This is a genomic window from Haloleucobacter ellipsoideus (assembly GCF_052491725.1).
Genome location: NZ_JBQWAR010000018.1, coordinates 399,068 through 416,188, shown reverse-complemented (window position 1 = coordinate 416,188; position 17,121 = coordinate 399,068). Strand labels below are relative to the sequence as shown.

General features: G+C 65.7%; 24 protein-coding genes. 5 read left to right on the top strand and 19 right to left on the bottom strand.

Annotation, left to right across the window (positions count from 1 at the left end; genetic code table 11):
* Positions 1-42 precede the first annotated feature (42 nt).
* From ACT6QG_RS09230 to ACT6QG_RS09180, 11 genes are all read right to left on the bottom strand, one after another.
* Entirely contained in the window at positions 43-504 is a 462-nt protein-coding gene (locus ACT6QG_RS09230; protein ID WP_444977277.1) for an NlpC/P60 family protein, read from the bottom strand.
* Entirely contained in the window at positions 501-1,388 is an 888-nt protein-coding gene (locus ACT6QG_RS09225; protein WP_444977276.1) for a phage/gene transfer agent baseplate hub protein, read from the bottom strand. Before ACT6QG_RS09225 ends, ACT6QG_RS09230 begins: the two co-directional genes overlap by 4 nt.
* Positions 1,389-1,407: 19 nt before the next feature.
* Entirely contained in the window at positions 1,408-2,049 is a 642-nt protein-coding gene (locus tag ACT6QG_RS09220; RefSeq protein ID WP_444977275.1) for a phage distal tail protein, Rcc01695 family, read from the bottom strand.
* Between the two features lie 472 nt (positions 2,050-2,521).
* Complete coding sequence (locus ACT6QG_RS09215) at positions 2,522-3,097, bottom strand: phage tail tape measure protein (protein WP_444977274.1); 576 nt, start codon at positions 3,095-3,097, stop codon at positions 2,522-2,524.
* Positions 3,081-3,251: a rcc01693 family protein gene (locus tag ACT6QG_RS09210; protein ID WP_444977273.1), complete on the bottom strand. Its 171-nt coding sequence runs from the start codon at positions 3,249-3,251 to the stop codon at positions 3,081-3,083. The genes ACT6QG_RS09215 and ACT6QG_RS09210 overlap by 17 nt, the downstream gene beginning before the upstream one ends.
* A gap of 44 nt (positions 3,252-3,295) precedes the next feature.
* Positions 3,296-3,664: a gene transfer agent family protein gene (locus ACT6QG_RS09205; RefSeq protein WP_444977272.1), complete on the bottom strand. Its 369-nt coding sequence runs from the start codon at positions 3,662-3,664 to the stop codon at positions 3,296-3,298.
* Positions 3,664-4,071: a phage major tail protein, TP901-1 family gene (locus ACT6QG_RS09200; RefSeq protein ID WP_444977271.1), complete on the bottom strand. Its 408-nt coding sequence runs from the start codon at positions 4,069-4,071 to the stop codon at positions 3,664-3,666. Before ACT6QG_RS09200 ends, ACT6QG_RS09205 begins: the two co-directional genes overlap by 1 nt.
* A gap of 16 nt (positions 4,072-4,087) precedes the next feature.
* Complete coding sequence (locus ACT6QG_RS09195) at positions 4,088-4,516, bottom strand: DUF3168 domain-containing protein (RefSeq protein WP_444977270.1); 429 nt, start codon at positions 4,514-4,516, stop codon at positions 4,088-4,090.
* Positions 4,513-4,812 (bottom strand): hypothetical protein, encoded by a 300-nt coding sequence (locus ACT6QG_RS09190; RefSeq protein WP_444977269.1) that lies wholly within the window; start codon positions 4,810-4,812, stop codon positions 4,513-4,515. Before ACT6QG_RS09190 ends, ACT6QG_RS09195 begins: the two co-directional genes overlap by 4 nt.
* A complete protein-coding gene (locus tag ACT6QG_RS09185; protein ID WP_444977268.1) occupies positions 4,809-5,144 on the bottom strand; it encodes a head-tail adaptor protein in 336 nt (111 codons plus the stop codon). Before ACT6QG_RS09185 ends, ACT6QG_RS09190 begins: the two co-directional genes overlap by 4 nt.
* Complete coding sequence (locus ACT6QG_RS09180; RefSeq protein ID WP_444977267.1) at positions 5,141-5,698, bottom strand: head-tail connector protein; 558 nt, start codon at positions 5,696-5,698, stop codon at positions 5,141-5,143. The genes ACT6QG_RS09185 and ACT6QG_RS09180 overlap by 4 nt, the downstream gene beginning before the upstream one ends.
* Before the next feature lie 239 nt (positions 5,699-5,937).
* On the opposite strand from ACT6QG_RS09180, the gene ACT6QG_RS09175 reads away from it, so the two are divergent.
* The 3 genes from ACT6QG_RS09175 (at position 5,938) to ACT6QG_RS09165 (ending at position 8,275) form a co-directional block, all read left to right on the top strand.
* A complete protein-coding gene (locus tag ACT6QG_RS09175) occupies positions 5,938-6,681 on the top strand; it encodes a S1 family peptidase (protein ID WP_444977266.1) in 744 nt (247 codons plus the stop codon).
* A gap of 48 nt (positions 6,682-6,729) precedes the next feature.
* A complete protein-coding gene (locus ACT6QG_RS09170) occupies positions 6,730-7,659 on the top strand; it encodes a lytic transglycosylase domain-containing protein (protein ID WP_444977265.1) in 930 nt (309 codons plus the stop codon).
* A gap of 109 nt (positions 7,660-7,768) precedes the next feature.
* Positions 7,769-8,275 carry an HPP family protein gene (locus ACT6QG_RS09165; RefSeq protein ID WP_444977264.1) on the top strand — a complete coding sequence of 169 codons (507 nt, stop codon included), beginning with the start codon at positions 7,769-7,771 and terminating at the stop codon, positions 8,273-8,275.
* A gap of 98 nt (positions 8,276-8,373) precedes the next feature.
* Here the strand turns inward: ACT6QG_RS09165 and ACT6QG_RS09160 are convergent, their stop codons facing one another.
* The 3 genes from ACT6QG_RS09160 to ACT6QG_RS09150 all read right to left on the bottom strand — a co-directional run bounded on the left by ACT6QG_RS09160 (position 8,374) and on the right by ACT6QG_RS09150 (position 10,471).
* A complete protein-coding gene (locus tag ACT6QG_RS09160; protein WP_444977263.1) occupies positions 8,374-9,642 on the bottom strand; it encodes a phage major capsid protein in 1,269 nt (422 codons plus the stop codon).
* A gap of 89 nt (positions 9,643-9,731) precedes the next feature.
* Positions 9,732-10,250, bottom strand: coding sequence for an HK97 family phage prohead protease (locus ACT6QG_RS09155; RefSeq protein ID WP_444977439.1), 519 nt, complete (start codon positions 10,248-10,250; stop codon positions 9,732-9,734).
* Positions 10,251-10,261: 11 nt separating this feature from the next.
* Entirely contained in the window at positions 10,262-10,471 is a 210-nt protein-coding gene (locus tag ACT6QG_RS09150) for a hypothetical protein (protein ID WP_444977262.1), read from the bottom strand.
* Positions 10,472-10,609: 138 nt separating this feature from the next.
* Here ACT6QG_RS09150 and ACT6QG_RS09145 point away from each other — a divergent pair, with 138 nt between their 5' ends.
* On the top strand, positions 10,610-10,915 hold the full coding sequence (locus ACT6QG_RS09145) for a putative hemolysin (protein WP_444977261.1): 306 nt from the start codon (positions 10,610-10,612) through the stop codon (positions 10,913-10,915).
* 9 nt (positions 10,916-10,924) lie between these two features.
* Here ACT6QG_RS09145 and ACT6QG_RS09140 read toward each other — a convergent pair whose 3' ends face one another.
* The 5 genes from ACT6QG_RS09140 to ACT6QG_RS09120 all read right to left on the bottom strand — a co-directional run bounded on the left by ACT6QG_RS09140 (position 10,925) and on the right by ACT6QG_RS09120 (position 15,658).
* On the bottom strand, positions 10,925-11,113 hold the full coding sequence (locus ACT6QG_RS09140) for a hypothetical protein (protein ID WP_444977260.1): 189 nt from the start codon (positions 11,111-11,113) through the stop codon (positions 10,925-10,927).
* A gap of 50 nt (positions 11,114-11,163) precedes the next feature.
* Positions 11,164-12,333, bottom strand: coding sequence for a phage portal protein (locus tag ACT6QG_RS09135; protein WP_444977259.1), 1,170 nt, complete (start codon positions 12,331-12,333; stop codon positions 11,164-11,166).
* 136 nt (positions 12,334-12,469) lie between these two features.
* On the bottom strand, positions 12,470-13,741 hold the full coding sequence (locus ACT6QG_RS09130) for a DNA-packaging protein (protein WP_444977438.1): 1,272 nt from the start codon (positions 13,739-13,741) through the stop codon (positions 12,470-12,472).
* On the bottom strand, positions 13,734-14,006 hold the full coding sequence (locus ACT6QG_RS09125) for a hypothetical protein (protein WP_444977258.1): 273 nt from the start codon (positions 14,004-14,006) through the stop codon (positions 13,734-13,736). The genes ACT6QG_RS09130 and ACT6QG_RS09125 overlap by 8 nt, the downstream gene beginning before the upstream one ends.
* A gap of 716 nt (positions 14,007-14,722) precedes the next feature.
* Entirely contained in the window at positions 14,723-15,658 is a 936-nt protein-coding gene (locus ACT6QG_RS09120; protein ID WP_444977257.1) for a GGDEF domain-containing protein, read from the bottom strand.
* A 198-nt stretch (positions 15,659-15,856) separates the two neighbouring features.
* On the opposite strand from ACT6QG_RS09120, the gene ACT6QG_RS09115 reads away from it, so the two are divergent.
* Positions 15,857-17,107 (top strand): Hsp70 family protein, encoded by a 1,251-nt coding sequence (locus ACT6QG_RS09115; RefSeq protein WP_444977256.1) that lies wholly within the window; start codon positions 15,857-15,859, stop codon positions 17,105-17,107.
* The last annotated feature ends 14 nt before the right edge of the window (positions 17,108-17,121 follow it).

Sequence of the window (17,121 nt, the reverse complement as noted above, 5' to 3'; positions counted from 1 at the left end):
AATCCTCACACAATCAGAGAAATGAACGGCCCCGGGGCGTCGCTACACGTGCCCCACACCGGGAAAGGCGAAGGCGGCAACGGTACGCCTTCGCCACCAGGGGCCCAGATGCCCCTCGCACACGCTCACGCCGTCATAGGCATGTATGATGCGCATATCTTCCGCCAGAATGGCCACATGCTTGGCCGGTAGATGCGCGCGAAAACGAAACAGCAGCACATCTCCCGGCAGGGCCTGTGCAACCGGCACCTCCCGCAGATACTTTGCGGCCGTTTCCGCCAGCGTTTCCCGTCGCCCGGCCTCTGCCCAGTCCGGGGCATAGGGGGCAAGCGGCTCCGGCTCCGGCCCAATGAGCGCGCGCCACACGCCCCGCACCAGCCCCAGACAATCGGCCCCCTGTCCCTTCAGCGAAGCGCGATGGCAATATGGTGTGCCGATCCAGCTGCGCGCCTCGTCCAGAATGGCCGCACGGGAAAGAGCAGGGCCTTGCCGCTGCGCCATCATCTCAGGCTCCCGTCATATCCGCCCTCGCCCGGCACGGCGACGGAGATGATGGCATCATTGCCCGGCATGTGCGGAAAACCACGAAAATTGAGAGCATTGCGGAAACGGTCGCGACAGGTGGAGAAGCGCTTGTCACATCCCGCGCTCACCCGCACCCGTTCACCTTCCTGCACATGCATTGGCGGGCGCTGCCACAGGCGCACAATGGCGCTTTCCCCCGCCCGTTCGTGGGCCTTCACCTCGGTGACGAAACCGGCATTGGCCCCGCCCAGAAACTCCAGCCGGCCGCGCGCGAACGTCTCGGCGGGGAACGCCTCCAGCCCCTCGATGCGCAGCCGCAAGGCTCCCTCTATCGCGCGCACGATCCCCTCGCCCGAAAAGGATGCCTGATCGAGCCGCACACCACAGCGCGCATCCCCCAGCGTCGCATCGCAGCCTGCGCTGAAGATGCGGCCATGTGTCTGGTTCAGCGCATCGCTCAAGGCGCGGATTTCGGCGGTGAAGGTGCCATCGGCGCAGCGCACCTCGCCAATCACGCCCTTGCGCAGCAACACATGCTGTTCGGGGGCCGCCCAGTTGATGAGGAACAGCTCAATATCCGCCCCGTCATAAAGCCCGGCGGCCAGATCATCCGTGCCCAGCGCATCGTGGGAAAGCGCCCCGGAAAGCTCTGCGCCTGTCACGGCCAGCCCCTGCGCACTGGCATGTTCGGAACCGGAGATGCCGGATGCCGCCTTCAGCACCACATGTTGGAGCACCAGGTCGCGGTCATGGTCTGTAAAGCCCATCACCACGCCATCACGCCGCACCAGTCGCCAGCCATGGCACAAGGTGGTGACGCCGCCGGCAAGATGCGCCGCCAGCGCTTCATCGATCTTTCGCATGGATCTGTCCTTGCAGCTTTCAGGGGCGGATTTCGATCAGCGGAATGCGCGGAATGTCACCGGCCGCGAATGCCGAGAGGTTCACCTCAAGAAAATCCGTATCGAACCGCACCGGCACATCGAACATGAACCCTGCGGTGACCATGGCCCCCTCCGGCGGGGCGCGCTCTTCGGCAAACAGCACCGTGCCTGTCGTGTAATCCACGGTGAAATCGGTTCCGGCCACCTGCTCCACCTCTTCCACGGCAATACGGACAGAGCCCTGCACCGGCTTGGAAATGGGCCGCACATAGGGGGCATGCATGCCGCCATAGGTCTTGCTCAGCGAAAAGCTGCGCCGTGCGCCATCCCCATGGCCAATATGCTGGTCGCGCGGTGAAATCTGCACGGCAGGTGGAGCCGAGGAATGATCGAGCCTGTCCCGCCAGCGAAAACCATATAAACGTCCGCGCCTTTCCTCAAAGAATGCAACCACTTCGGAGAGTGCGGCAAGGTTTTTCACGCCATATCCCGCATCCCATCTGCGTCGTGAATCCGCCAGCCTGGTATTGCGTTCCTCCCGGCCGGAAGCCGTTGTCACCACCTGCGTTACCCGCTCCGGCCCGCCGGCAGCACCCAAAGCAATATCGAGAGGAAATAAAATCTCATGGAATGCAGACATATGGCCTCCATTGCCCCTGTTGCTCCAACAAACCAGTAGAAACCATGTTGACTTCAATGAAAGGGATGTTTTCACTTCCCTCATCTGTGATGTGGAGGGAGTGATGACATGCCCGCGAAGCCCGCTCGAACAGCCGCCGGCAAGACAAAAGCCAGGCGCCCCGACAGCGCCCACCCTCTCATCAAGGCGGAAGCGGCCAGCAGCACCCGCCCGAAGGCAGCCTCATCCAAGGCCGCACACGCCGGGATGAGCGGTTCTGGCGCCGGGGCGAAAAGCCCGGCGCGACATGGCTCGCCGGCATGCATGCGCACAAAGGCAGAGGCTGTGGCCCTGTCCCGCCCCAAGGCGGCATCATGGAAAGCCATCCGCGCCACTGCTCGGGCATGACGCACCACCCGGAACACCCGGAGCGCCGGGCTTTCAACCGCTCAAGGGGCTCCGCCAGCCAGCGGAATATCCATGGAAAACGGTCCTAGCCGCTCCTTCGCGCGCGCATCACGGCCCGCCCCACAAGCCCGGAAAGATAAGCCTCGGAGCGGTGGAATGCCGCCAGATCGGGCGTGCTCACATTCACGGTTACCTGGGCCGCGCCTGCACCGGCCATGCGCACCCCCAGATTGCCGTCACTGCCCCGGGCAAGCGGCATGATGGCTTCCGCCCCCTTCTCTCCCATCAGGCCAATACTGGCCCCGCCCCCACTCATGGGAAAATAGGTGGGGGCCGCCACCACACCGCCACGGGCGAAGGGCTGCACCTGCCCATTCTGGAACACCCCGCCATGGGCAAAGGCCTGCCCACCCGTGAAGCCGGACAACAGTGAAGACAAGCCGCTCTCCAGAGGTTTCAGCGCGGCTGTCAGGGCAAGATTGGAGAGGCGGCCGGCCAGTTGCTGGATCACGCTGGAAAAATCCTTCCCCTGCACCACCAGCCCGGTAAAGGCAGAGGACATGGCCCGCGCCACGCCCTGTGTGGAAACCTCCATGTCCTCAAGAGCCGCCATGGCCTGCCGCGTATCCACGGCGATGGCGATATCAACTGTCTCGGTCATCGGGAAAACGCTCCATCAGCTTTTCAAGCCCGCTTCTGCGCAGGGCGAGGTCCGGAGCCGGCGCATATGCTCCAAGCGCACAAGCCAGCTCGCGCGGGGTCATGCGCCAGAACTGTTCGGGGGGCAGCCGCAAAAGGCCAAGACCCGCCGCCATCGCGGCATCCCACGGAAAGGCAGGAGGCGATGGCGCGGCCTGTGTCAGTCCTTCTGCGGCAGTTCCGGGGGGCGCGGCGCCGTCTCCCCTGTAGGGGCGGCGAATGTTGCGCCCAGAAGATCCGTGACGATGCGGGCGAAGCCGGCTGCCCCGCCATCCGCCCGCATGCGCTCCACCTCTTCCAGTGTCACATCCGCTCCCGCCCCCCGCAGACCGGCATGGATGATGCGCGCGGCATCCCGGGCCGAAAGCCGCCCGCGTCCAAACCGCTCGGCCAGCGCCATCAGGTCATCCGCACCGAATGCGCTTTCCAGTTCCGCCAGCGCGCCCAATGTCAGCACCAGTGTGCGTGTCTGCCCATCCAGCACCGCGCCGATCTCACCGCGCCGCGCATTCACGCTGCCCTGCCCCATCACAGCACCTCGAACAGCAGTTCGCCCGCACTTTCCAGCGTCAGGTCAAAGGTCACCTCCCGGTCATGATCCGCGCCAATCTCCAGCGCGGTGATCTGGAACGGGCCGCTCACCATGCCGAAATCCGGGATGATGACCTGCATGCGCACCAGAGCGCCGGCAAAGAATGCCTGGCGCATCAGCGCATCGGATTGCGCATCCTTGAAGATGCCCGAGCCGGAGATGGAGGCGCGCTTGACGCCTGCTCCTTCCAGCAGCTCACGCCAGCGGCCGGCGGATTCAGAGTGGGTCACATCCACGCTCTGGGCATTGAAGGAGAGGGTGCGTGCGCGCAGGCCCGCCACCGTCACCAGCCCCGCGCCGGAATCCATTTTCAACAGCAGGTCACGGCCCTTCTGCGCACTCATGTCTTTCTCCATGCTTTCAGGATGTTGAGGCCACTTCCGTTACGGCGCGAAACCGCACGAGGGCATGAAAGGTGCGCCCGTCCTTCTCGCGCACCACCTCCGATGTCGTGGCCCGCAGATTGGCGAGGCGATGGCCGGAAAGCTCCAGTGGCGCGTCATGCAGCGCCTGATGCACACAGGCCGCCAGCGCGAACGCCTCTGCCCGCCCGCCGCTGCGGGAGAAGATGTGCAGGGTCAGGGCATGTTCCGTGCCCGCCTCCGTAGCGGTGGACCAGTCACTCACCACCGCCTCGCCAAGCGCAACATAGGGAAAGGCGGCATTATTGGGCGGCACATCATAAATGCGCGGGCCGCCCAGAAGCGCCAGCAAGGCCGCATCCTGCGTCAGCGCGGCATGAAGTGCCCGCCGCAGGCTCAGCACCGGGCTGTTCAGGGCCATGGTCATGCGCCAGCCCTCCGCTTGCGACGCTGGAAATCCATGCGGATGCGATCCAGAACCGGGTCTGCCTCCACCCCGGCCTCTCCGCGCATGCGGGCCAGAAGTTCCTCATCCCGCACCTGCACGATCGGGCGTGCGGCAGCCCCGCTGATCTGCGCCCGTGTCCCGGTTTCATCCGCAATCATCTGTCCCAGCTCCTGCGCGCCCTGCGTGGCGGCGGCTTCCACTGCCGGTGTCAGGGCGGCCACGCGCAGCCGTCGCGCCAGCCCGGAAAGGCTGCGCGTGGATATGTTCACCCTCATGGCTGTTCCTCCCGGCACCGGCAGCGCTGGAAGCGCCCCCAGCCATCGCCCTCGTTCACGGCCTCCACATGGAAGATCCGCCCGCTTGCCAACAGCCTGTCACCCGGCGTGATGGCCGATGGCGCGCGCACGGTGATGCGCCAGAGATGGCTGGCCCGCGCGCGCTCTTCGGCAATGGCATGGTCTGCCGAAACATGATCGAGCCGCCCCCAAAGGCGCCCCACATCCACATAGTGTCGCGCCACGCCGCCCGCGCCATCGGGCACATCCACGAATGTCTGGTGAACCAGCCGGCGGCGCAGCGTGCCCAGGGCAATCACCTGCGCGCTCACAGCCGCACCAGCCGGTAAGGCGCCAGCAGCGTCCTCACCACCTCCGGCAGGCGGGTTGCATCTCCCGCCCCTTCGCGATGTTCATAGAAATGCGCCGCCAGCAGGCGCACGGCCTGCACCAGATCCGCCGGCACATCGGCGGCATCGGCGCCATAGCCGGCCTCCACAATGATGGAAACGGCATCGCGTCCCATGGCCTGTGGCACATGCAAGAGGTTCACATGGATCAGCCCGCCGCCGCCGCGCCCCACCATCAGCGCCTCTTCCGGCACCGCAATGTCCTGCCCATCCAGCCCGCGCACCTGCGCCGCCAGAATGGCGCGCACCGGAGCCACGGGGGAAACCAGCACCCCGCTGCCCGGCCAGCCATCCCGGGTCAGCCTCCAGCTCTGGGCCATCAGCACCCGGCCTGTATGGGCTTCCACAAACCGGCGGGCCGCGCTGATGAGCGCATCAACCAGCCCATCCTCATCATCATGGTCGATCCGCAGGAAGTCCTTCACCTGCGCGCGCGTCAGCGGCTCGGCCACAGGGCCGGCAACAAGTTCTGCCATCACAAGGCTCCATTCGGGAATAGGCCGCCGCAGGGGCGGAGGAACGGGCAGGGTCATGCCTGCCGGGGGGGGGGGGGTCAGCCATACCGCCACACAGGGGCATGGCCATGCCTTCCTTGCCGCGCCCTGCCCGCCGCCACAGCCTCGGGAAGGGCGTTGCGGACACGGCGCAGGAATATCCACCATGGGTGTCAGTCAGTGGATTGACGTGTCTTCAAGGCAGCGGCACAACCAAGGGCATGAAGCGCTCCTGCACCCTTGCCGCCGCACTGGCCCTTGCCGCCGGCCTCGCCCTGTCCAGCCCCGCACAGGCCATTGTTGGCGGGCGGGCGGCTTCGGCCGAGATTGCGGCACACAGCGTGCTCATCGTCTCCACACGCGGCGCCTCCTGCACCGGCACGGTTCTCGCGCCAGACCTGCTGCTCACGGCAGCCCATTGCGTGGGGCCGGCGGCGGATTATGCCGTGGCGCTGGTGGATGAAAACCCGCCACGCCTCATTCCGGCCACCCGCATAGCCCTGCACCCGCGCTTTGATCCCGGCCAGTTCCGCAGCCGGACACCGACGCCGGATCTGGCTCTGGTGAAGCTGGCGGAGCCTCTGCCCGCGCGCCTGCGCCCGGCGCGGCTCGCATCAGATGGCATTCCGCCCAAGGGCTCCTCCCTGCTCCTTGCCGGCTATGGCATGACAAGTGATGGCGCGGAGCAGACAGCCGGCCAGTTGCGCGCTGTTTCCCTGCCCTCCATTGGCACAACGGGCGGCATCATGGTGCGCCTGTCCAAGGGGGGCGGCGCGGGGGCCTGCACGGGGGATTCCGGCGGCCCCGCCTTTCGCAATGGCGCGCTCGCCGGGGTCACCAGCTGGGTGACAGCCGCAGGCGGAAAGCGCGGATGCGGCGGGGTCACGGGTGTCACACTCGTTTCACTGCATCGGGACTGGATTACAAGCACGGCCCGCAATCTCGGCAGTCCGATCGGAGAATGATCCATGGCCAACGGCTTGCTCCTCTTTTTCAGATCAGCGCGCCGGGCCATGACAGCCTTGGCGCTTGGCGCCACATGCCTGGCCGGCGCGGCCTTCACCAGCCCGGCCGCAGCGCAGAAGGATGAGGGCTTCGACCACGCCATCTGCCGCCTCATCGATGAGGCTGCCAAAAAGGAGGGGCTGCCCACACCCTTCTTCACCCGCCTCATCTGGCGGGAAAGTTCATTTCGTCCGCATGTGGTGAGCCATGCCGGGGCGCAGGGCATCGCCCAGTTCATGCCCGCCACCGCCAGGGCGCGCGGGCTGGACAATCCGTTTGATCCGGCCAGCGCCATTCCCGCATCCGCCGCCCTGCTGGCAGACCATCTGAAGGAATTCGGCAATCTCGGCCTTGCCGCGGCCGCCTACAATGCCGGGCCAGGCCGGGTGAACCGCTTTCTCGCCGGCAGCGGTCTGCCGCAGGAAACGCGGGATTATGTGCGCTTCATCACCGGCCGCAGCGCCGAGCAATGGGGCGCGCTGAAGCGGCGGGAACTGGTCTCCCTCGCAACACCGGAAGATCTGGGAGAAGCCGCGCCCCGGAAAGGCGCGGCGGAGGAAAGCCCCCCTCCCCTTGTGGCAGACCCGACGGGGGCGGCCCTGTTTCCCGCGGAATCCTGCATGGTCACACTGGCCTCCATCCGCAAGGGTCATCCCGGCCCGGATGATGAGATGAGCCAGCTTTTCGCCCCCTGGGGGGTGCAGGTCTCGGGCAATCACTCCCGGTCAGTCGCGCTTGCATCCTATCGTCGCGTGGCGGCCCGCCATCGCGCCGTGCTGGGAGATCAGCGCCCCATGATCATCGCAACCCGCCTTGGCGGACGCGGAAACCGCACTTTCTATCGGGTTCGCCTGCCGGCGGAAACGCGCGCGCAAGCCAATGCCCTGTGCAATCGCTTGCGCAATGCGGGCGGTGCCTGCATCGTCATGCCGAACTGAGGGCCATCCGCGCCCATCCCTCCACGCCCGGCCATATCATGCAGAAGCATGCTGCCGAACCACAACATGGCCCGGCAGAGCTTCATGGATTGTCCCCACGAGCAACCGCATGGACATATGGAACTTCTTTCACCGCGTCATCTCGCGATGGGGCACCACGGAGCAGCCCTTCCTGCCCGGCATGATCTGGATTTTCACCCTGCTTCTCGGGCTGGCCTATCTGGACAAGGAGAATATCGGCCTGCTCCTCATCCCGCCCTTTGCCGCAAGCATGACCGTCATTCTCTATCTTCCGCAATCTCCAACCGCCCAGCCCTTCGCGGTGGTGTTCGGCGCCACCATCGGCACCATGATCGGAACCGCGGCCTGCCAGATATTCGGCACCGGCCCCCTCATTGCCGCCGCATCGGCCTTCGTGGCGCTCACAGCCCTGCCCAAGATGCGGGCCTATCATCCGCCCGGTGTGGCTCTTGCGCTGTTTCCGCCGCTTTTTCACACCAGCATCTGGTTCCCCATCACCATCGTCCTGCCTTTCACGCTGGTGGTCGTCATCTCGGCCAGCGTGCTCAGCCGGCTTGTCCCATCCTGGCCGCAATATCCGCGCCCGCTGGAGTGAGAGAGGGGGAAAGGCCCGCCGGGCGGCAGCTTCTGCCACCGCCCGGTATCCTGTCCTGATCCGTGCGCCGCATGGGTCATCCTCGCGGCGCGCACGCCTCAGGCCGCGCTGAACTTCATCAGCTTCACCGCATCAAAGTCCTGCACGCCGCCACCCACGCGCTTGGTGGTGTAGAACAGCACATAGGGCTTGGCGGAGAAGGGATCGCGCAGCACATTCACCCCGGCCCGGTCCACCACCAGATAGAAGCGGCGGAAATCGCCAAAGGCGATGGCGCAGGCATCGGCCGCGATGTCCGGCATGTCCTCGCATTCCACGAGGGCAAAGCCCATCAGGCTGGCGGGCTGTCCTGCGGCGGAAGGGGGCGACCAGAGATAGTTGCCGTTCTCATCCTTCAGCTTGCGCACGGCAGCCTGCGTGCGGCGGTTCATCACGAAGGTTGCATTGTGACGATAACCGCCCTTGAGGGCATAGACGAGATCCAGCAGGCCATCAGCGGGGCTGGAGGCCGCAAAGCCTCCATCGGCCTTGCTCGGCACATGGCCCACCTTGCCCCATGTCCATGCGCTTTCCGCAACCGTGTCATAGGTCAGGAAGCCGCGCGGCCGGGCCACCCCGTCGCCATGGACGAAGGCGGCCCCCTCCTGTGCGGCAAAGGCGGCATCCACCTCTTCCGCCAGCCAGTCCTCCACATTCATCTGGGCATCATCCAGCAGGGCCTGGGTGGCCGCCGGCTGTGCGTACAGCTCCATGGCCGGGAAGGTCAGCTCCGCCAGAACCGGCGTATCGGTCTGCGGGCGGGCCGCCGTTTCCGCCGCCCAGCCGGCCATCGGCCCGGAGGTCATGAAAGGCTTGCGCAGCGTGCCGGCCCCGGTGGTGCGAACCGTGGCGAGGGCGCGGATGGGGGAAAGCGCGGCCAGACGGCGACCGATCTCGCTCTCGATCGCGGAGGGCACGAGAAACCCGCCATTTGCGCCTGCACCAGCCGCGAGCGCCTTGCCCTCCAGCATTTTCAGCCCGCCCATCTCGCCATGGCGCACATAGGCATCAAAGGCCGCGCCATGCTCATGGCTTGCCGGCATGCCCGCGGCCTCGCCCCTGCGCCCCTCAAGTGCCGGGCGCCGCGCCTTGGTCGCCAGCGCATCGAGACGGGCCTGTTGCAGGTCCAGCGCGGCATCAATGCGCGAAAGCTTGTCGCGGGTCAGCACATCGGCACTGCGCCGTTCCATTTCAGCAAGACGCGCATCATTGGCGGCCTTGTATGCCTCGAAAGCGGAGAGAAAATCCGCCATGGCGGCACGCGTTTCGGCAGTATTGGCCTCAACCATGGCCACCTTCTTCTCCGGCGCACCCATCATATTCGACATGATATATTTCCCTGTGACATGAAAACAGCACGGCCCATCCACCGGGCACACCCGGCGGAAACCGATGAGGAAAAACAAAAAAGGGACAGTCAGTGCCCGCACAGGCTCGCGCGCAGGCGGGTGGTGGCCGAGGCCAGCGCCAAAGCGGGCGGCGGGGCCAGAACGGGTGGTGCGGACACCGGGTGGCGGGCGATGCGCGCCCCCGGCTGCATGGGAAAAGTGACGATGGAGATTTCCCACAGATCAATGCGGGAGAGCTGACGCACGCGGCTGCGCGGGTCCTTGCGCGCCTCCACGGCCCTGAAGCCGATGGAGAGCCCATCCAGCGCCCCTTCCGCCACCAGCGCGGCACATTCGCGCGCACGCGCCACCCCGCAGGAGAGACGCCCACGCACATAAAGGCCCCGCGCATCCTCCTCCATATGGGTCCAGATGCCGATGGGCTCGGCCGGATCATGCTGATACAGCATCCGCACCCCGCCCGCCCCCAGCCGTGCAAGGCTGTGGGTGAAGGCGCCCGGCAGCACCATGTCGCGCCCCAGATCCGTGACGCCAAACAGGCAGGCATAGCCTTCCACCTGAAAGGAGGGGCTGGCCTCATTCTCCATGTACGACACGCTCAACCCTCCGCGCCGGTGGGGCCGGCCTTGTGGCGGCGCACCTTGTCCAGCCGTTCAAGCGTCGCCACGAAATCGCGGAACACCTGACCGGGAGCAGCCTTGCCGCGGCCTTTGGCGGCGGCGGATCCGGGCATGGTGGCACATGGGCGGGCGGGCGTATCCAGCGCACGAATGCGCGGCGCCGCCGCCTTCCGGGAAGGAGCAGGCATGGAAGCTCTCCATTTTATCAAATCAATAAGGATGAAATAGAAAAGTGGCGCCCATCATGTGAACGCCCCTCATTCGCCATAGCCACGCCTCAAAAGACGGGTGAAATACTCACACTTTCATCGTGAGGCATCCCCGCCATGGCCCATCCCCTGCCATATCTTCTGCTTGCCGCAGTTCTTCTTGTGCCTTTTGCTGCGTATTCAGAATCGGAAGCAAAGAAGGGTGGCCCGGTACATCTGGCGAATCCGGCCACTGAATACTGTGTCACCAAGGGCGGAAGTCTTGAGATCCGCGAGAGTGATCATGGCCGGGTGGGTTATTGCCATCTGCCCGATGGGCGGGTCGTGGAAGAATGGGCGCTCTTCCGTGCGGAAAACACGCTGACGCCCAAGAAGCCCGAGAATGCGGATGCCAGCGCGAGCACCGAACAGCCCGCAAAGTGATTTCCGCGCTCACATGTCATCGCCATAATGGGCATTGAAACGCGCCAGCTCGCGGATGAAGTCATCCAGCCGCGAGCTGGCCTGCGAGAGGGCCTGCAGCGCGCGCCAGCATGCGGCCGAGGCCGCCAGCGCCCATAACAGCAGCGCCAGATGCGCCAGATCACCCCGCTCCGCAAAGGCACGGACAAGCGGCTCCATCGCATCCCTCCTCTTCCGGCTTCTGAAAGCCCGCAGCACGCGCCTCGCCCTCAGGCGCCATAGCCCACGGCGGCCCGCTTTTCCTCCTCGCTCAGGAAGTCCGCGGCGCCCACCCGCGCCCACAATTCCGTTCGCTCGCCGGAAAGCGCCTCCACCTGGTCCAGATCCGGCACCAGCCGCAAATCCGCGCCATAGGCCGGCCCCAGCCAGCAGGAAAGCCCCTCCGCCACGCGCTTCACCAGCGGCAGCACGCTTTGGCGCCACAAGGCACGGTTGGCTTCGGCATAATTGGAATAGGTGCTGTCACCGGGAATCCCCAGCAGCAGCGGCGGCACGCCCACGGCCAGTGCAATCTCGCGCGCGGCGGAGTTTCGCGCCGCCTCGAAATCCATGTCCTTGGGCGAGAGGGAGAGCGGGCGCCAGTCGAGTCCCCCTTCCAACAATAGCGGACGTCCGGCATTGGTCGCGCCCTGAAATGAGGTTTCAAGCTCGCCCTTGAGCCGCTCGAACTGCTCATCACTGAGAACCCCGGCCCCGCCATAGACCAGCGCACCGGAAGGGCGCGCGGCATTGTCAATCAGCGCCTTGTTCCAGGCGCTGGCGGAATTGTGCAGGTCCAGCGCCTGGGCTGCCGCCTCCAGCGGGGCGAAACCATAATGGTCATCCAGCGGGTTGAAGGCGGTGAGGTGCAGAATGGGCGGCACATCCGCCGCCTCCACCAGGCTGGCCTGGCAGATGCGCTGCGTGCGCCCGGCCAGCGTATAGTCATAAGCCTCCGGCCAGCCATCCGGCCCGGGCACGACACGCATCCTGTCCGGCCGCAGCACATGCAGCTCCCGCAGGCGCCCATCCACGGCCACGGCCTCCACATAGGCATTGCCCGCCACCAGCAGATAGCTCACCACCGCCTCGATCAGGGATGTGCCGGTGAGGCGCGGATTGGGTCGCGCCAGAAGGGACAGGAGCGGATGCTCATCCAGTTCCCGCGCGCCTTCCATCAGCACCAGCGGCACCGAGGCTGCCGCCTCTCCGATCATCCGCACGGCACGATAGGCAATGGCATTGCGCGCATATCCCTCGCGCGAGAGGCTGGCGAAGTCACGCCCGCTCCAGCGCGCATGTCCGCCGCCCAGCAGGGCCACAAGCGCCGCCGTTCGGCTGGCTTTCACCTCCTGCGGCTTCGGTGCGCGCCGCAGGGGCGCCAGAAGAGAAGAGAGCATGACAAACCCCGAAAACAGAAAGGCCGCCCAAAGGCGGCCAGAATGAATGATGAATGCACCTTATCGGCAGCATGCGGCCCCACCGGCCCGCATACGGGCACAAGAGGCCCGCACTTCCCGGGGACAGGAGCGCGCCCTAAAGCCCCCGCACCCGTGGCGGCGGGGCCTGTGGTTGCAGCGCCAGTGCGGTCAGAGCCCAGACCAACGCATCCACCCTGTCCGGCGAGCGGCCGGAGGAAAGGCCCTGTGGCCCGAAATCGCACATCTCGTCCTCCAGCGCGGGAAAGGTGCCGCAATGATGCACACGGCCCTGCTCATAAAGTGCGGCTACCGGCTCGGCCCGCAGGAACTTGCCGCGTGTCGCGCGCACCTGTTCCACCGGCACGCCGGCATCCACTTCGGCCAGAACAGCGCGCACCATCTCCCCACCCTGATTGACCTCGGCAACGATGAGATCCGCCTCGAAACGCCGATACAGCGCCACCGCTTTGCCCGCCCACTGGGCCGGTCGCAGGCCCTGGGCGCTTTCATCGGCCAGCACATGCACAGTGCCCGTCGCATCCATGCCGGCACAGATAATGCCGCACGCATCCGCCCCCGCGCGTGAGGAGGCCGGCGGGTCCACCGCCACCACAATGCGCTGGAGGGGCGGCGCGACCTCGATACGCGCGGCCTCCAGCGCCGCACGGGTCCACAGGGCATCGGGCCTGTCCTCGATCAGTTCGCCGTCCAGCTCCTGCCGTCCCAGTCTTGTGCCGCCATAGCGCTTCAACACATGGGTAAGAAAGCCGGGGGCCAGATGCAACGCATTGTCCGCCGTCCTCGCCCGCGTCACCGCCACATGCGGATCATTCAGCAGGCGGCGCAGAATTGGCGCGGCACGCGGGGTCGTCGTCACCATCTGGCGGGGCTGGTCTCCCAGACGCAGGCCGAACTGCAGCATGTCGAAGGCATCGTCCGCCCGTTTCCATTTCGCCAGCTCATCCAGCCATGCCGCAGCGAATTGCGGGCCGCGCAGGCTTTCCGGGTCTTCAGCCGAAAAGCCTTGCGCCACCGCGCCATTGGGCCACTCCAGCCGCCGCCGCGTGGGCTCCCATTTCGGTCTCTCGCGGCGTGGATGGATGGCGAGAATGCCGGAAACGCCCTCCACCATCACCTCACGCAGATCGGCCATGGTCTCGGCCACCAGGGCGATACGTGTCACCGGGCGGTGGGCAAAGGGAGGGCGACCCAGCGCCAGCCCGCGCACCCATTCCGCTCCCGCGCGGGTCTTTCCCGCACCCCGCCCGCCCAGCACCAGCCATGTGTTCCACGGCCCGCCACCCTGCGCCTGCAAAGGCGGCAACTGGTCTTCCCGCGCCCACATGGCCCAGTCTGTCAGCAGCCTTTGTGCCTCGGCCTCATTCAGGCTCGCCAGAAAGCGCTGGACCAGCCCCTCCACCTGCGCACAATCGCTCAAGGCGGTGCGCAAGTTCACGGCGGAATTCGTCGAGATCGCGCACATGGTCATCCTCGCCTGTTGCCGCATGGGTGCGGATGGCCTCATCCTCGGCCGCCGTCAGCTCGCGCAAGGTGCGCGCGATCAGGGCCAGGGCACGGGCATCCTTCTCACTGTCCGCCGCGCTGCGCACAAGGTCTGCGCCGTCATCGCCCATATTGAGCGATGCGCGCATGCGGCCCTCAATCTCGGCAACCTGCCGCTCCGCCGTCCGCCACAATCGCTCCAGCAGCCGCTGGCGGGGATGCGGCCTTGCGCTACCCCCTCCGGATGTGCGGGCGGCACGCGGCGGAAGGCGGGAAGCCCGCCTTGCCGGCGCTTTCCGGTTGCGCGCCCTTTCCGCCCCCGCATCTTCTGCCGGCGCCTCCGCGCAAGCTCCTGAACCGGCCTGTTCCCGTGCCGATGAGATAGGCCCGGGCTGAGCGCGCCCCGCCACACGGGCGGAGCGCGGCTGCACCCGGCCCCGCCTGCGCCCCCCAGTCTGGCGGCGCGGCATGGGGTTGAGCGTGACTGTTCCATCCGCACCAATCTCCCGGTCTGCCCAGTAATAGACAGAATGTGAGGTCAGCCCGGTTTTCCGGATGATTTCAGCAAGCGGCACTCCATTTTCATAAAGCGCGCGGGCAAGCCGCGCCGTCTCCGGCTGCACTTTTGCAAGTGCTTGCCGCGGCAGCTCTTTTTCAGGCATGGCATGTCCAGAATGAAATATGCCGGCACAGCGGCGCACGGGCATGCGCTTCAAAAGCCCAGTGCGAAAAGCTCATGCCGGATATGAAAAACCAGAGCCGCCGCACAGCGCCTTCGTGGCGGGCGCAACTCTGGAACATGCACAAACACTACCCGTCGAGCGCATCGCTGTCAAGGACAATTTTCCTAAAAAGGAATTTTTACCTAGGAGAAGAGCGGCAGCTCATCGTCCTCCTCAATCTGCACCCGGTTCCGCCCGGCCATCTTGGCGCTGTAGAGCGCCTTGTCGGCGCGCCCGTAAATGCTGCTGAAAGTATCGTCCGGACGCACGGCCGCCACCCCGCCGGAAAAGCTGTAGGAGAAGTCCGGCCGCCCCTTCAGGGGGCGCGATGTCCGCACCATGTGCAGCATCCGTTCAAGAATGCGCACCGCATCCTCGCGCGAGGTATCCGGCAGCACCAGCACGAACTCCTCGCCCCCCACCCGGCCGAAACAGTCCGAGCGGCGCACCTGGGCATTGATGCGGGCGGCAAAGTCCCGGAGAATCGCATCGCCGGCCTGATGGCCATAGCGGTCATTGATATATTTGAAGTTGTCGAGATCGAGCAGGCACACGCAGCCGCTGGTATCGGCGCCAAGGCCCATGCCCTTTCGCGCCAGCATGTCCTCCACCCGCGCAATCACGAAACGCCTGTTGGCCACGCCCGTCAGCTCATCCGTATGCGAGGCCTGGATCGCCCTGTCGCGCGCCATGCGCAGCGTGCGGGCATCATCCCGCAGATTGGAGATGTCACACTCGATGGAAAGCAGCCAGCCATCATCGCCCACGCTTTCGGTTGCCAGCATCCATCGTCCGTCATGCAGCGGATGTTCCATGGTGCGCACCGGGGTCTTGCCCCGTCTGGAAAGGGCGGAAACCAGCCACTCCTCGAAATCGGGAGCGCTGATCACCTTTCCACGCCCGAGTGCGAAATTGCGGCGCACCAGCTCTGTCCAGAGCGGGCTTTCGCCCGGCTCCACCCCATAGGCCTCCCGGTAGGCGGCATTGGCATAGCGCAACCGGTCATCACCATCATAAGCCGCCATGAGGACAGGGCTGGTTTCATGAAGGCGACGAAACTGGTCTCCACAATCATCCATGTCGCAATCGATCCGGAAAAAAGCCGCATGCGGAAGTGCAGCGAAGAGGAACGGAATCCTCCCCACTCAATGCAGCAAATATGAGACGATTTACCAATAGAACGCATGCCCCTGCGCATGAGGCATAACTGCCTTACACACGCCCCTCTTGCAACTCTAGCACAAGACCGCCAAAAAGCTCGGCTTTTGGAGGGTGTGATGGTCGCATGCGGTCTGGACTTCGGAACATCGAACACGACGCTCGGCCTCAATCATCCCGGTGGGCCGCGTCTGTGCAGGCTTGAAGGCACGCATGAAACCGTGCCCAGCGCCATCTTCTTCGGTGCGGATGGCAGCAGCTGCATTGGACGCGCCGCCATTTCCGCTTATATTGAAGGGACGGAAGGTCGCCTCATGCGCGCCCTCAAATCCGTTCTCGGCAGCGCCCTTCTGGAAGAAACCACCCGAATCGGGCGTGATCGCGCGCCCTTCCGGGAGGTCATCGCCCGTTTCATTGCCGCCGTGAAGGCCCGTGCGGAAGAACAGGCGGATGGCGAGATCACGGCTGTGGTCCATGGCCGCCCGGTGCATTTCGTGGATGGCGATGCCGAAGGCGACCGCGCCGCCGAGAATGCCCTGCGCGAGATCGCCCATGGTATCGGCTTTCGCGATATCCTGTTCCAGTATGAGCCCATCGCCGCCGCGCTGGATTATGAACAGCAGATCGCCGGCGAGGAAATCGCCCTCATTGCCGATATTGGCGGCGGCACATCGGATTTCTCCATCGTCCGCATCAGCCCGGAGCGGCGCAATCTGGCTGATCGCTCCTCCGATATTCTGGCCAATGATGGCGTGCGCATTGGCGGCACGGATTTCGACCGGCTGCTGAGCCTTGCCACCCTCATGCCCCTGCTGGGTTATGGCACGCCCATGAAACGGGCCGGCCTCGATGTGCCCTCCAGCTATTTTCATGATCTGGCGAGCTGGCACTCCATCAATCGCCTCTATGAACCCAAGGTCCTGCGCGAGATCCGCGAGGTGCGCCGCGAGGCGCAGGCGCCCGAGCGGCTGGAACGGCTGATGCAGGTTATCGAGGAGCGGCGCGGCCACGCACTGGCCGGCGTGGTGGAGGCCGCCAAGATTGATCTGGCCGCCGGGCCGCAGACCCGCATTCCCCTGGAGTGGATGGAACCGGGCCTTGCCCTGGGCATCACCCAGCCGGAACTGGCCTCCATCACCGCGCTTCTGGCCGATCGCATCGCCGCGCGGATCGACATGCTGCTCAAGGATGCCGGCCTGCGGCGCTCGGATGTGGACGCCCTGTTCCTGACAGGCGGCTCCACCCGCCTTGCCCATGTGCGCGAGGCGATCGTGCAGGCGGTGGGAGAAGGCCGGGTGGTGGAGGGAGACACCTTCGGCTCTGTCGGCGTCGGTCTCACCATCGAGGCAAAACGCCATTTCGGGCCATAGCGGGCCTGAATGTC

Coding starts and splice junctions, on each gene's coding strand:
- ACT6QG_RS09145 (WP_444977261.1), top strand. CDS start 10,610: ATGGCCCATCCCCTGCCATATCTTCTGCTTGCCGCAGTTCTTCTTGTG.
- ACT6QG_RS09190 (WP_444977269.1), bottom strand. CDS start 4,812: ATGAGGGTGAACATATCCACGCGCAGCCTTTCCGGGCTGGCGCGACGG.
- ACT6QG_RS09195 (WP_444977270.1), bottom strand. CDS start 4,516: ATGACCATGGCCCTGAACAGCCCGGTGCTGAGCCTGCGGCGGGCACTT.
- ACT6QG_RS09155 (WP_444977439.1), bottom strand. CDS start 10,250: ATGGAGAATGAGGCCAGCCCCTCCTTTCAGGTGGAAGGCTATGCCTGC.
- ACT6QG_RS09165 (WP_444977264.1), top strand. CDS start 7,769: ATGGACATATGGAACTTCTTTCACCGCGTCATCTCGCGATGGGGCACC.
- ACT6QG_RS09175 (WP_444977266.1), top strand. CDS start 5,938: ATGAAGCGCTCCTGCACCCTTGCCGCCGCACTGGCCCTTGCCGCCGGC.
- ACT6QG_RS09220 (WP_444977275.1), bottom strand. CDS start 2,049: ATGTCTGCATTCCATGAGATTTTATTTCCTCTCGATATTGCTTTGGGT.
- ACT6QG_RS09120 (WP_444977257.1), bottom strand. CDS start 15,658: ATGGATGATTGTGGAGACCAGTTTCGTCGCCTTCATGAAACCAGCCCT.
- ACT6QG_RS09150 (WP_444977262.1), bottom strand. CDS start 10,471: ATGCCTGCTCCTTCCCGGAAGGCGGCGGCGCCGCGCATTCGTGCGCTG.
- ACT6QG_RS09125 (WP_444977258.1), bottom strand. CDS start 14,006: ATGCGCGCATCGCTCAATATGGGCGATGACGGCGCAGACCTTGTGCGC.
- ACT6QG_RS09215 (WP_444977274.1), bottom strand. CDS start 3,097: ATGACCGAGACAGTTGATATCGCCATCGCCGTGGATACGCGGCAGGCC.
- ACT6QG_RS09160 (WP_444977263.1), bottom strand. CDS start 9,642: ATGTCGAATATGATGGGTGCGCCGGAGAAGAAGGTGGCCATGGTTGAG.
- ACT6QG_RS09210 (WP_444977273.1), bottom strand. CDS start 3,251: ATGGCGGCGGGTCTTGGCCTTTTGCGGCTGCCCCCCGAACAGTTCTGG.
- ACT6QG_RS09200 (WP_444977271.1), bottom strand. CDS start 4,071: ATGAGTGCGCAGAAGGGCCGTGACCTGCTGTTGAAAATGGATTCCGGC.
- ACT6QG_RS09170 (WP_444977265.1), top strand. CDS start 6,730: ATGACAGCCTTGGCGCTTGGCGCCACATGCCTGGCCGGCGCGGCCTTC.
- ACT6QG_RS09230 (WP_444977277.1), bottom strand. CDS start 504: ATGATGGCGCAGCGGCAAGGCCCTGCTCTTTCCCGTGCGGCCATTCTG.
- ACT6QG_RS09180 (WP_444977267.1), bottom strand. CDS start 5,698: ATGGCAGAACTTGTTGCCGGCCCTGTGGCCGAGCCGCTGACGCGCGCG.
- ACT6QG_RS09205 (WP_444977272.1), bottom strand. CDS start 3,664: ATGGGGCAGGGCAGCGTGAATGCGCGGCGCGGTGAGATCGGCGCGGTG.
- ACT6QG_RS09115 (WP_444977256.1), top strand. CDS start 15,857: ATGGTCGCATGCGGTCTGGACTTCGGAACATCGAACACGACGCTCGGC.
- ACT6QG_RS09140 (WP_444977260.1), bottom strand. CDS start 11,113: ATGGAGCCGCTTGTCCGTGCCTTTGCGGAGCGGGGTGATCTGGCGCAT.
- ACT6QG_RS09135 (WP_444977259.1), bottom strand. CDS start 12,333: ATGCTCTCTTCTCTTCTGGCGCCCCTGCGGCGCGCACCGAAGCCGCAG.
- ACT6QG_RS09225 (WP_444977276.1), bottom strand. CDS start 1,388: ATGCGAAAGATCGATGAAGCGCTGGCGGCGCATCTTGCCGGCGGCGTC.